Here is a 12,147-nt window from a genome sequence, read left to right as displayed (position 1 = left end):
ACTCGCACTGCCCGAACGTGGAACTCGCCGGTGCGCCCGGCTCGCGTCGGCGAGTCCCACGTTCAGCCTCGGCGAGTCCCACGTTCAGCCTGGGCGAGTTGACCGTTGGGGGCGCGATTTCGGCTGGAAGGAAAATCCGTGAAACGATTCAACGGCGAATTCGGGTGGAATCGCGCACCACGAGTTCCGGGGTGAACACGACGGCCTGGTGCTCGACCGGGTCGCCGTTGTCGCCGCCGGTTTCGGCGATGAGCAGTTCCGCCGCGGTGCGGCCGAGCCGTTTCGCGGGCTGGCGGACCGAGGTGAGCGGGACCGCCGCGGCGCCGGCGAACTCGATGTCGTCGTAGCCGACGATCGCCATGTCCTCGGGCACTCGTACGCCCGCACCCACCATTGCCTGGAGCACGCCGAGGGCGAGCAGGTCGTTGGCGCAGAACACGGCGGTCGGCCGCGGGCTCACGCCGAGCAGGCGCGCGCCGGCGTCGCGGCCGGAGGGGACGTCCAGCGCCGCCGTCTCCAGTATCGACAGCTCGGCGCCGGAACCGGCGAGCGCGGACCGGACGCCCGTCTCGCGTTCGCGGCACTGGGTCAGGATCGCGGGGCCGTTGACGAACGCGATCCTGGTGTGCCCGGTCTCCAGCAGGTGCCGCATCGCCAGCCCGCCGCCCGCGACGTCGTCCACGGAGACGGAGCTGGCTTCGGCCGAAGGTGCCTTGCGGTCGACGAAAACGTACGGGATGCCGCTGCGGCGAAAGCTCTGCAGCGCTTCGCCGGTGGTGCCGACCGGGCTGAGCAGCACGCCGCGGACGCGCTGTTCGGCGAGCATCGACAGGTAGGAGCTTTCCGTGTCGACCCGCTGGCGGCTGTTGCAGGTGATCACGTTGAGACCTTCGCCGTGCGCGGCTTCCTCCGCGCCGTGCGCCACGTCGACGAAGAAGGGGTTGCCGAGGTCGAGTACGAGCAGCGCCATGATCCGGCTGTGGCCCGCGCGGAGCTGCCGGGCGGATTCGTCCCGCACGTAGCCGAGCTCCTCGATCACCGACAGCACCCTGGTGCGGGTAGCCGCCGAGACCACGTGCGGCCGATTGACCACATTGGACACTGTGCCGATGGAGACGCCGGCCCGCCTTGCCACGTCCTTGATGCCGACCATTTGCCCCCTTGCTCCCTGCCCGAAGGCAGCCTACCATGCGGATGAAACGTTTCAAGCCTCTCGGTTTCGTAAGGGGGAGACGGATATGAGCGCTCCAGCGGCGGTCAGCCAGCGTTTGCGCACGCAGCGGATCGAAACCCCTTCCTGGGCGTACGGCAACTCGGGTACCCGGTTCAAGGTGTTCGCACAGCCAGGCGTGCCGCGAACGGTCCAGGAGAAGATCGACGACGCGGCGCAGGTGCACGCCTTCACCGGCGTGGCGCCCAGCGTCGCGCTGCACATTCCCTGGGACAAGGTAGACGATTACGGCAAACTCGCCGATTACGCCGAAGCCGCCGGAATCCGGCTGGGCACCATCAACGCCAACGTTTTCCAGGACGACGACTACAAGCTCGGCAGCGTGACCAATCCGGACCCCCGCGTCCGGCGCAAGGCGCTGGACCATCTGCTGGACTGCGTGGACATCATGGACGCCACCGGATCGCGCGACCTGAAGCTGTGGTTCTCCGACGGCACCAACTATCCGGGACAGGACGACATCCGCGACCGCCAGGACCGGCTCACCGAAGCGCTGGCCGCGGTCTACCGCCGGCTCGGCGGGCACCAGCGGCTGTTGCTGGAGTACAAGCTGTTCGAGCCAGCCTTCTACACCACGGACGTGCCGGACTGGGGCACCGCCTACGCGCACTGCGTCGAACTCGGCGACCGGGCGCAGGTCTGCGTGGACACCGGGCACCACGCGCCGGGCACGAACATCGAGTTCATCGTCGCCTTCCTGCTGCGCGCCGGAAAACTGGGCGCGTTCGACTTCAACTCGCGGTTCTACGCCGACGACGACCTGATGGTCGGCGCCGCGGACCCGTTCCAGCTGTTCCGCATCATGTACGAGGTGGTGCGCGGCGGCGGATACCAGCCGGAGACCGGCGTCGCGTTCATGCTCGACCAGTGCCACAACATCGAGGCGAAGATCCCCGGCCAGATCCGCTCGGTGTGCAATGTCCAGGAAGCCACCGCGAAAGCCCTGCTGGTGGACGTCGAAGCGCTGGCCGCGGCGCAGAAGTCCGGCGACGTGATCGCCGCGAACGACGTGCTGATGGACGCGTACAACACCGACGTCCGGCCGCTGCTCGCCGAACTGCGCGAGGAACTCGGCATCGACCCGGATCCGGTGGCGGCCTACCGGCGTTCGGGCTACGGCGAACGGATCGTGGACGAGCGGGTCGGCGGTAGCCAGGCGGGGTGGGGCGCGTGATCCCCGAACTGCTGGCCAGGTCCAACCGGTTGGGGGCGGATCCGGCGAACACCAACTACGCCGGCGGGAACACCTCCGCGAAGGGCACCGCGACCGACCCGGTCACCGGGGCACCGGTGGACCTGTTGTGGGTCAAGGGTTCCGGCGGTGACCTCGGCACGCTTACCGAACAGGGACTGGCGGTGCTGAGGCTGGATCGGCTGCGCGCGCTGGTCGACGTCTATCCCGGCGTGGAGCGCGAAGACGAGATGGTCGCCGCGTTCGACTACTGCTTACATGGAAAAGGTGGCGCGGCGCCGTCCATCGACACTGCCATGCACGGCCTCGTGGACGCGCCGCACGTGGACCACCTGCACCCGGATTCGGGGATCGCGCTGGCCACTGCGGCGGACGGCGAGCGGCTGACCGAGCGGTGTTTCGGCGACCGGGTGGTCTGGGTGCCGTGGCGGCGGCCGGGTTTCCAGCTGGGCCTTGACATCGCCGCGATCAAGGCGGCACACCCGCGGGCGATCGGCTGCATCCTCGGCGGGCACGGCATCACCGCCTGGGGGGAGACTTCGGACCAGGCCGAGGCGCATTCGCTGGAGATTATCCGCACCGCGGCGGAGTTCCTCGCCGAGCACGGCCGCGCGGAACCGTTCGGCCCGGTCGTGCACCGGCCGCTGCCCGAGGCCGAGCGCAGGGAGCGGGCCGCCGCGCTCGCCCCGGTCATCCGCGGCCTCGCGTCCACCGACCGGCGCCAGATCGGACATTTCACCGACACCGAGGTGGTGCTCGACTTCCTGGCCGGCGCCGAGCATCCGCGACTGGCCGCGCTCGGCACCTCCTGCCCGGACCACTTCCTGCGCACCAAGGTCCGTCCGCTGGTGCTGGACCTGCCGCCGGCCGCGCCGCTGGACGAGGTCGTCGAACGGCTGAAGGAACTGCACGCGGACTATCGCGAGCAGTACCGCGCCTACTACGAGCGGCACGCCGAGCCGGACTCCCCGGCGATGCGCGGGGCGGACCCGGCGATCGTGCTGGTGCCGGGGGTGGGCATGTTCTCCTTCGGCGCCGACGCGCAGACCGCAAGGGTGGCGGGGGAGTTCTACGTCAACGCGATCAACGTGATGCGCGGCGCGGAATCCGTGTCCTCGTACGCGCCGATCGACGAGCGCGAGAAGTTCCGCATCGAGTACTGGTCGTTGGAGGAGGCGAAGCTCCAGCGGCGGCCGAAACCGAAGTCCCTCGCCACCAGGGTCGCACTGGTCACCGGCGCCGGTTCGGGGATAGGCAGAGCGATCGCGCGGCGGCTCGTCGCCGAAGGGGCCTGTGTGGTGGTCGCCGATGTCAACGCCGAGGCCGCGCGGGAGGTGGTGACCGAGCTCGGCGGCCGGGACAGGGCCATCTCGGTGACCGCGGACGTCACCGACGAGGATCAGATAGCGGAAGCCTTCCGTGCCGCGTCACTGGCTTTCGGCGGCGTGGACCTGGTGGTGAACAACGCCGGACTGTCGATTTCCAAGCCGCTGCTGGAAACCTCGGTGCGCGACTGGGACCTTCAGCACGACGTGATGGCGCGCGGCTCCTTCCTGGTCTCGCGTGAGGCGGCCCGGGTGATGCTGGCGCAGGGCTTCGGCGGGGACCTGGTTTACGTCGCCAGCAAGAACTCCGTGTTCGCCGGGCCGAACAACGTGGCCTACAGCGCGACGAAGGCGGACCAGGCGCACCAGGTCCGGCTGCTGGCCGCCGAACTCGGCGCGCACGGCATCCGGGTCAACGGGGTGAACCCGGACGGCGTGGTGCGTGGCTCCGGCATCTTCGCCGGCGGCTGGGGTGCGCAGCGGGCGGCGGTGTACGGGGTGCAGGAGGAGGAACTCGGCGCGTTCTACGCCCAGCGCACCCTGCTCAAACGCGAGGTGCTGCCGGAGCACGTGGCGAACGCGGTGTTCGTGCTGACCGGCGGCGAACTGGCGCACACCACCGGACTGCACGTGCCGGTGGACGCCGGTGTGGCGGCTGCGTTCCTGCGATGAGGTTCGCGGCGGTAGACCTGGGTGCGTCGAGTGGGCGGGTGATGGTCGGCGACCTGGCAGGTGGACTCGAACTCACCGAGGTGCACCGGTTCGCCAACCGGCCGGTGCGGATCCGGGGCACCCTGTACTGGGACATTCTCGCGCTGTACCAAGGTGTCCTGGACGGCCTGAATGCGGCGGGCGAGGTGGATGCGATCGGCGTCGACTCGTGGGCGGTGGACTACGGCCTGCTCGACGCCGGCGGCGCGCTGCTGGGCAACCCGGTGCACTATCGCGACGACCGCACCGGCCCGGTGATCGGCGAAGTGCTCGCGAAGATCCCCGCCGACCGGTTGTACGCCGAAACCGGCATCCAGTTCCTGCCGTTCAACACGCTGTTCCAGCTGGCCGCAGACGCGCGCGCCGGGCAGGCGGACCGGCTGCTGCTGATCCCGGACCTGATCTCGTACTGGCTCACCGGCACGGCGGGCACCGAACTGACCAACGCCTCCACCACGGGGCTGCTCGACCCGCGCACCGGCCGGTGGTCGGCGGAGGTTGCCGGCCGCACCGGGGTGGACGTCGAACTGTTCCCGCCGTTGCGAAAACCCGGCGACCTCGCCGGGACGCACCAGGGAATCCCGGTGTACGCGGTGGGGTCGCACGACACCGCCTCGGCGGTGGCCGGGGTGCCGGCGGAGGGCCGCGACTTCGCCTACATCTCTTCGGGCACCTGGTCGCTGGTCGGCCTGGAACTGGACGCCCCGGTGCTCTCCGAAGAAAGCCGCGAGGCCAACTTCACCAACGAGGTGGGCGTCGACGGCACGATCCGCTATCTGCGCAACGTGACCGGGTTGTGGTTGTTGCAGGAATGCCAGCGGGCCTGGGGGATCGACGATCCGGCGGCGCTGCTCGCCGAGGCAGCCACGTTGCCGAGGAGAGCGGTGATCGACGTGAACGACCCGGTTTTCCTGCCACCGGGCGACATGCCGGCCCGGATCGCGGCGGCCTGCCGGGAAACCGGCCAGCCGGTGCCGGGCACCCGGGCCGAGTTCACCCGCTGCGTGCTGGACAGTCTCGCGCAGGCGTACCAGCGGGCCATCGCGGACGCGGTGCGCCTTTCCGGGCGGCGGGTGGAGGTGGTGCACGTGGTCGGCGGCGGCGCGCGCAACGAACTGCTCTGCCGGCTCACCGCCGACGCCTGCGGGCTGCCGGTGCTGGCCGGACCGGTGGAGGCCACGGCACTGGGCAACGTGCTGGTTCAGGCCAGGGCACACGGTGCGTTCAGCGGCGATCTGCACGGCATGCGCGAGCTGCTCCGGCACACACAGCAGCCGCGCACTTACCTGCCGAGATAAAACGATTCATTTTCAGCGAACTTTGTGCCAATAGGGCCTTGTGTCACGCAAAACCGCTCGTTACCCTCACCGATTAATACGTTTCAAAATGTGACCTACGTCAACGTTGACTAGGAGACCTCATGACAGCCTCCACGCTTGCCGACGACAGCGGCGCCATTACCCGCCAGCAGTGGAAGTGGTCGGTACTAGCCGGGATGGCCTCCTATCTCGACGCCGGCTCCATCGTCGCGCTCGGCTCCGGCCTTGCCCTGTTCCAGACCTACCTCGGCCTCAGCAGCGGCGCGGTGGGTGCGCTCGCGGCCATCGGGCCGAACGCGATCGGCTGCGCGCTGGGTGCCCTCATCGGCGGCAGGTTGGGGGACAAGCTCGGCCGCAAACGCATCTACAAGTACGACCTGCTGGTCTACGCGGCCGGGATCCTGTGCATCGCGCTCTCCTTCAACGCGCCCATGTTGTTCATCGGCACCTTCGTCGTCGGGGTCGCGGTCGGCGCCGACGTGCCAACCTCGCTGGCGCTGGTCGGCGAGTTCGCCCCGTCGAAGGCGCGCGGCAAACTGCTGAGCTTCACCCAGATCACCTGGAACCTCGGGCCGGTGGTCGTGCTGTTGATGGCGCTGGCGCTGTCCTCGCTCGACCTGCTCGGTATCCGGATCGTGTTCCTGCACCTGTTCGTGGTTGCGATAGTCACCTGGGCGCTGCGCCGGGGGCTGGCCGAATCGGCGCGCTGGAAGTCGGCGTCCGCCTCGGCCGGCGGCGTCGCGCACAAGGTGCGCACGCTGTTCAGCGGCGCGAACCTGCGGGCGCTGGTGTGGACCGGCACGATCTACCTGTTCTGGAACATCGCCGCCGGTACCAACGGCATCTTCACCCCGTACATCATCAAGACGCTCAACGCGGGCAGCCAGGCTGCCAGCGTGGCGCTGTCCTGCGCCGGGTTCGTGATCGGCATCCTGGCGACGCTCCCGTTCATGCGGCTGGTCGACCGCGGGCACCTGACCCGCAAGCGGATGTGGGCCGCAGGCGCGGTGATGCAGGTGGCCGCGTTCCTGGCCTACCTGGTGTTCCCGTTCAACATCCCGGTGATCATCGCCAACATCCTGCTCTTCGGTGTCGGCACGGCCTTCGCCGGTGAAGCGGTGTACAAGATTTTCAGCCAGGAGCTGTTCCCGACCATGCTCCGCGGCACCGCGCAGGGCCTGACCTTCGGGGTGGCCAGGACGTTCCTCGGGATCTGGAGCTTCTTCGTGCCCGCGCTGGCCGATGCCGGGATCGGCCCGGTGGCCGCGCTGCTGGCCGGCTGCCTGCTGATCAGCGGGGTGGTCGGCTACTTCTTCATGCCCGACACTACCGGCAAGTCACTGGAGCAGATCGAAGCGGAGCGCGCCATCCCATGAGTGCAAGTGAGTTGCTCCGGCGGTTCGCCCACCCCGGCCCCGAGTACAGCCCGCTGCCGATCTGGTGGTGGAGTGGAGCCAAGGTGACCGCCGAAGGACTGCGTCGTCAAATGGAACAGCTGGTAGCACAAGGCGTCCGGCAGGCGGTGGTGATGAGCCTGGCACCCACCGGCCCGATGTTCGGCTCGGTGGCCGACGACCCGCCGTTCCTGAGTCCACAGTGGATCGGACTGCTGGACGGGGCCTGCGCAGACGCGCGGGAGCTCGGATTCCAGCTGTGGATGTACGACCAGATCGGCTTCTCCGGGGCCAACTTCCAGGGCAGGCTGACCTCGGCGAACCCGGAGTTCGCCGGGCTCGCGCTCTACCGCGGGGCGGACGGGACGATTCGGCACCGGGTCAGCGGGTTCGACTACTTCGGGGTGGCGGCCTGCGCGGCGCTGCTGGACCAGGTGCACGGCGCGCTCGAACGCGGCGTCGGCCACTGGTTCGGCAGCGTCATCCCGGGGTTCTTCCAGGACGAGCTGCCCGCGATGCCGACCTGGGGCCGAGACTTCGCGGAGACCTTCGCCGAGGAGTATGGCTACGAGATCGTGCTCCCCGCCCTGTTCAAAGGCAGCGAGTCGGCGGTGTCCGCAGTGTCCGCTCAAGTCCGCCGGGACTACCACGAGCACCGGGCCCGGCTGGCGCGGCGCGCGTTCTTCGACCCGCTCGACAACTGGTTCGCCGAGCGGGGCCTGATCTGCGGGTTCGACCAGCCGACGCCCGCCCGCGAGGGCGACCCGATCGGCGGCGTGCGGGTGTACGGCGACTACCTCGGCACGCACTCCGGTTTCGGCGCGCCGGGCAGCGACCACTGGGGCGACCCGAAGGTGCACAGCTCGCTGGCGCACGCGCACGGCAGGCCGCGCACCTGGCTCGAAGCCTTCCACTCTTCCGGCTGGGGCGGCACGCTGGAGGAGACCTACGACTGGTTGGCGCCGTTCCTCCGTCGCGGCGCCAACCTCTACGACCCGCACGCGGTGTACTACTCGACGGCCGGCGGCTGGTGGGAGTGGGCGCCGCCGTCCACCTGCTGGCGGCAGCCGTACTGGCCGTCGTACCACCAGTTCGCCACCGCGGTGACCAGGTTGTGCTCGGTGCTGAGCGCGGGCACGCACGTCTGCGACACCGTGCTGCTCTCCCCGACCACGACCGCGCAGGCCTACCTGACCCTGGACGGCCCGCTGCCGCCGGCCGAACGGGCCGCCGCCTGCTACCACCGGCTCAACGGCGTCAGCGCCTGGTTCGCCGAGGAACGCGGGGTGCTGGAGCGCGCCGGGATCGACCACGACACGCTGGACGAGAACACCATCGCCGCCGGTTCGGTCGGCCACGACGGGCTCACGATCGGCGACGAAACCTACCGCGCGGTGGTGCTTCCCGACGTGGAACTCCTGCACCCGGACTGTGCCGCGAAACTGGCGGAGTTCGCGCGGGCAGGAGGGCAGGTCGTCTGCGTCGGCAAGGCCCTGGTGGACGGGGCGACCACCGTGGCTCGCGCGGAAGACGTGCCGGACGCGATCGCCGCCGGCGCCGTACAGGCCGACGCGCCGTTCTTGTTGCGGCGCCACGGTGACGCGTACGTGCTGATGCTCACCGGGCACGACGACCGCAGCGGCACGCTGGCCCCGATCATGCACCTGGAAGCGGGCGACTGGGCCACCACCGGCTTTCCCTGGGAGCAGTACTGGAGGCAGCTGCGCGAGGACGGCTACCAGTTCGTGTCGCCGGCCGATCGAGTCGCGCGGGTCCGGATCGGCGACCTGGCCTCCCGCGCGCAGCGGTGGGATCCGCGCACCGGCGCGCGCACCGAGCTGGCGCTGACCGGCGGTACCTTCGAAGTGTCCTTTGCGGACGGACCGATCTCGCTGGTGGTACTCGGTGACGACCTGCCGGAGGCCGACCGCACCCCGCCCGGCGAGGTCACCGGGAGCACCCCGGTGACCGGGCCGTGGCTGGTGCTGGCCGAATCCACTTTGGACAACAACCACGGCGATCTCGCGGCCGCGGACCGGGCCGGGGTGCTGCCCGTCGAAGTGTGGCGGTTCCAGCACGAAAGCGGCGAAGTGCTGGCCAGCTACGGGCCGTTCGCCGAGGTCCGCGACCCGGACGGCACCTGGCGGCCGGCCGAATGGTCGCTGTCCCGCGGCCTGCGCAAGGATCCCGGGCACAACGAAACCTTGGGCCCCAAGGGTTACGTGCCCGAGGAGTTCCTCGACTGGCGGCGGGTACCTGCCGGTGCCGCGGTCGCTGTGCGCACCCACCTGACGCTGCCCGGGCGCACCGGCCTCCAGCTCGCCGTCGGCTCCGGCGCGGCCCGCCGGGTGGTGGTGGACGGCGTCCCGCTCCCGGTCGAGGGGGAGGGTTACCAGTCGTTCAGCCCGTTGCCGTCGGAGACCGCCGGGCGGACCGTGCCGGTGGAGATCGAGCTGACCGCCGAAGCGGACGGCCCGCTGCGGGCGTCGTTCGCGGTGGTCACCGGGCCGGCGGCCTACCGCAGGCCGGAATGGCTGGCCGGCGCGGAACTCCGCCGCACCTTCGAGCTCGGCGAGCTCCCGGCCGACACCACCGCGCAGGTGTCCAGCCAGGGCGCGTGCGGCGTGCTGGTGAACGGGATCGAGGTCGGCAGGCAGGGCGACTTCAGCCCGTACCCGGGGCATCGCGAGATCCGGGTGCACCCGTACGACCTCGCGGAGTTCCTGCGCGTCGGCGAGAACACGATCGTGCTGCAGCTGCCCGACAACACCGCTGCTGCCTTCGACGCGCCTGGACTCGGCCTGATCAGCGGGCCGGAGTGGGAGTCGGCCGGGCTGCGCCGCGAGCACCTGCGCGACCCGCGGTTCCTCTGCGCCCGGCCCCGGCCGCATCCGTTGCCGGGGGCGTTTTGGCTCGATCCCGGTGCCGCGCAGGCGGAGGTGGTGCTGCCGCTGGTGCCCGACCTGGCGCCGGGGGAAGCGCGCACCGAAGAACTGCGCTTTCCCGCACCACTCGGCTTGATCGCGCTGCGCATCCCAACCGGGCTGGACGTGCGGGTGCGGATCGGCGACGCCGAGTACGAGCCGGTCGACGGGGCCGTCCGGCTGCCGGCACCGCTGCCCGCGGGTACCGAGGTGCGGCTGCGCTTCCACGCGGTGGACGGCCGTCGCGGCGGCGCGCTGCTGGACTCGGCGGTCGAGGCCGAGGTGGCCGAGATCGAGACGGACCTGCTGAGCTGGGAGGACCTCGGCCTGCGCGCACTAGGCGGCCAGGTCCGGTACCGCACGAAGGTGAGCACCGCCGGGGACGGGCGGACAGTGTTGGACCTCGGTGAAGTCCGGGGCACCGCGGACGTGCTGGTCAACGGCGAGCTGGTGGACCGGCTGGTGTGGGGGCCGTGGCGCGCCGACCTCACCGAAGCGCTGCGCCCCGGCGGCAACGAGCTGGAGATCGTGGTGCGCGGGACGCTCGCCGGCTATCTCGACGACGCGTCGCCGACCACCGCCGTGGCCGCCGGCCAGGTCCGCACCGGACTGTTCGGCCCGGTCCGGCTCATTCGACACGGGGAGGCATGAGATGACACGAGTCGGTCTCGTCGCGGGCGGTCTCGGCGCCTACTGGCCGCAGTTCCCGGAGCTGTTGCCGCAGCTGAAACGGTCCGCCGAGCGGGTCACCGAGCGGCTGCGGGAACTCGGCTGCGAGGTGGTCGACGCCGGGTTCATCGCGGACCCGCAGGAGGGCGACCGCGCCGCCGAACGGCTGCGAGCGGCGGGCTGCGACATCATCGTGGCGTTCCTGGCCACCTACCTGACCTCGAACATGCTGATGCCGGTGGCGCAGCGCAGCGGCGCGCCCGTGCTGCTGCTGAACCTGCAGCCGACCGAAGCCATGGACCACGCCACCTTCGACACCGGCGCCTGGCTGGCCTACTGCGGGGCATGCCCGCTGCCGGAGATGGTCAACGCGTTCCGCCGCTGCGGGGTCGAAGCGCGTTGTGTCAGCGGCTATCTCGAGGAACCCGCCGCCTGGGAGAAGGTCGGCCGCTGGGTCCGTGCCGCCGGAGTGCGCGCGAAGCTGCGGCACGGCCGGCACGGGCTGATGGGGCACCTGTATCCGGGCATGCTCGACGTGTCCACCGACCTCACCCTGGTGCCGAGGACGTTCGGCGGGCACGTGGAGGTACTGGAGATCGACGACCTGCGGGTGCGGGTGGAAGAGGTCGGCGAAGGCGAGACGGACGCGCGCGTGGCTCAGGCGCGCGAAGTGTTCACAGTGGACGAAAGCGTGGCCGGCGAGGACCTGCGCTGGGCCGCGCGGGTGTCGGTGGCGCTGGACCGGCTGGTGGCCGACTTCGGGCTGGACAGCGTCGCCTACTACCACCGCGGGCTGAACGGGGAGACGCACGAGCGCCTCGGCGCCGGGCTGATCCTCGGCGCGTCCCTGCTCACCGCGCGCGGCATCCCGGCCGCCGGCGAGTACGAGCTGCGGACCTCGCTGGCCATGCTGATCATGGACCAGCTCGGTGCCGGCGGCTCGTTCACCGAGCTGCAGGCGCTGAACTTCCGGGACAACGTGGTCGAGATGGGCCACGACGGCCCCGCGCACCTCGCCATCAGCGACCGGCGGCCGACCCTGCGCGGGCTCGGCGTGTACCACGGGAAGCGCGGCTGGGGCGTGTCCGTGGAGTTCGACGTCAAGCACGGCCCGGTCACCGCGTTCGGGCTCGGCCAGGAGCCGGACGGTTCGTTCCAGTTCGTGGCGTCGGAAGGCACCGTGGTGGACGGGCCGTTGCTGCGGATCGGGAACACCACCTCGCGCGTCGACTTCGGCCGCCACCCCGGCGAGTGGACCGACGCGTGGAGCATGTCCGGCATCGGGCACCACTGGACGCTGGGCACCGGGCACCGCCGGGCCGAGCTGCTGGCCGTCGCCGACCTCTGCGGCCTCGAACTGGTCGCCGTCTAGCAGAAGGAGC

The 12,147-nt window shown here is 70.5% G+C and carries 7 protein-coding genes; 6 read left to right on the top strand and 1 reads right to left on the bottom strand.

Features of this window, described 5'->3' with window-relative positions; genetic code table 11:
- Nucleotides 1-148: 148 nt before the first annotated feature.
- Nucleotides 149-1,153 (bottom strand): LacI family DNA-binding transcriptional regulator, encoded by a 1,005-nt coding sequence (locus tag AMYNI_RS0107465; protein ID WP_020667372.1) that lies wholly within the window; start codon nucleotides 1,151-1,153, stop codon nucleotides 149-151.
- An 85-nt stretch (nucleotides 1,154-1,238) separates the two neighbouring features.
- On the opposite strand from AMYNI_RS0107465, the gene rhaI reads away from it, so the two are divergent.
- From rhaI to AMYNI_RS0107435, 6 genes are all read left to right on the top strand, one after another.
- Complete coding sequence (rhaI, locus tag AMYNI_RS0107460; protein WP_026360158.1) at nucleotides 1,239-2,405, top strand: L-rhamnose isomerase; 1,167 nt, start codon at nucleotides 1,239-1,241, stop codon at nucleotides 2,403-2,405.
- Complete coding sequence (locus AMYNI_RS0107455) at nucleotides 2,393-4,420, top strand: bifunctional rhamnulose-1-phosphate aldolase/short-chain dehydrogenase (RefSeq protein ID WP_020667370.1); 2,028 nt, start codon at nucleotides 2,393-2,395, stop codon at nucleotides 4,418-4,420. Before rhaI ends, AMYNI_RS0107455 begins: the two co-directional genes overlap by 13 nt.
- On the top strand, nucleotides 4,417-5,757 hold the full coding sequence (locus tag AMYNI_RS43925; protein WP_020667369.1) for a rhamnulokinase: 1,341 nt from the start codon (nucleotides 4,417-4,419) through the stop codon (nucleotides 5,755-5,757). The genes AMYNI_RS0107455 and AMYNI_RS43925 overlap by 4 nt, the downstream gene beginning before the upstream one ends.
- 122 nt (nucleotides 5,758-5,879) lie before the next feature.
- Nucleotides 5,880-7,154: an MFS transporter gene (locus AMYNI_RS0107445; RefSeq protein WP_026360157.1), complete on the top strand. Its 1,275-nt coding sequence runs from the start codon at nucleotides 5,880-5,882 to the stop codon at nucleotides 7,152-7,154.
- Nucleotides 7,151-10,747 carry a hypothetical protein gene (locus AMYNI_RS0107440; RefSeq protein ID WP_026360156.1) on the top strand — a complete coding sequence of 1,199 codons (3,597 nt, stop codon included), beginning with the start codon at nucleotides 7,151-7,153 and terminating at the stop codon, nucleotides 10,745-10,747. Before AMYNI_RS0107445 ends, AMYNI_RS0107440 begins: the two co-directional genes overlap by 4 nt.
- Before the next feature lies 1 nt (nucleotide 10,748).
- A complete protein-coding gene (locus tag AMYNI_RS0107435; RefSeq protein WP_020667366.1) occupies nucleotides 10,749-12,137 on the top strand; it encodes an L-fucose/L-arabinose isomerase family protein in 1,389 nt (462 codons plus the stop codon).
- Nucleotides 12,138-12,147 lie beyond the last annotated feature (10 nt).

The sequence above is a fragment of the Amycolatopsis nigrescens CSC17Ta-90 genome, from assembly GCF_000384315.1.
Lineage (GTDB): Bacteria > Actinomycetota > Actinomycetes > Mycobacteriales > Pseudonocardiaceae > Amycolatopsis > Amycolatopsis nigrescens.
The sequence above is the reverse complement of the archived record's forward strand: the minus strand, read 5'-3'. Positions and strand labels throughout refer to the sequence as shown.

Coding starts and splice junctions, on each gene's coding strand:
- AMYNI_RS0107465 (WP_020667372.1), bottom strand. CDS start 1,153: ATGGTCGGCATCAAGGACGTGGCAAGGCGGGCCGGCGTCTCCATCGGC.
- AMYNI_RS0107445 (WP_026360157.1), top strand. CDS start 5,880: ATGACAGCCTCCACGCTTGCCGACGACAGCGGCGCCATTACCCGCCAG.
- AMYNI_RS0107435 (WP_020667366.1), top strand. CDS start 10,749: ATGACACGAGTCGGTCTCGTCGCGGGCGGTCTCGGCGCCTACTGGCCG.
- AMYNI_RS43925 (WP_020667369.1), top strand. CDS start 4,417: ATGAGGTTCGCGGCGGTAGACCTGGGTGCGTCGAGTGGGCGGGTGATG.
- rhaI (WP_026360158.1), top strand. CDS start 1,239: ATGAGCGCTCCAGCGGCGGTCAGCCAGCGTTTGCGCACGCAGCGGATC.
- AMYNI_RS0107440 (WP_026360156.1), top strand. CDS start 7,151: ATGAGTGCAAGTGAGTTGCTCCGGCGGTTCGCCCACCCCGGCCCCGAG.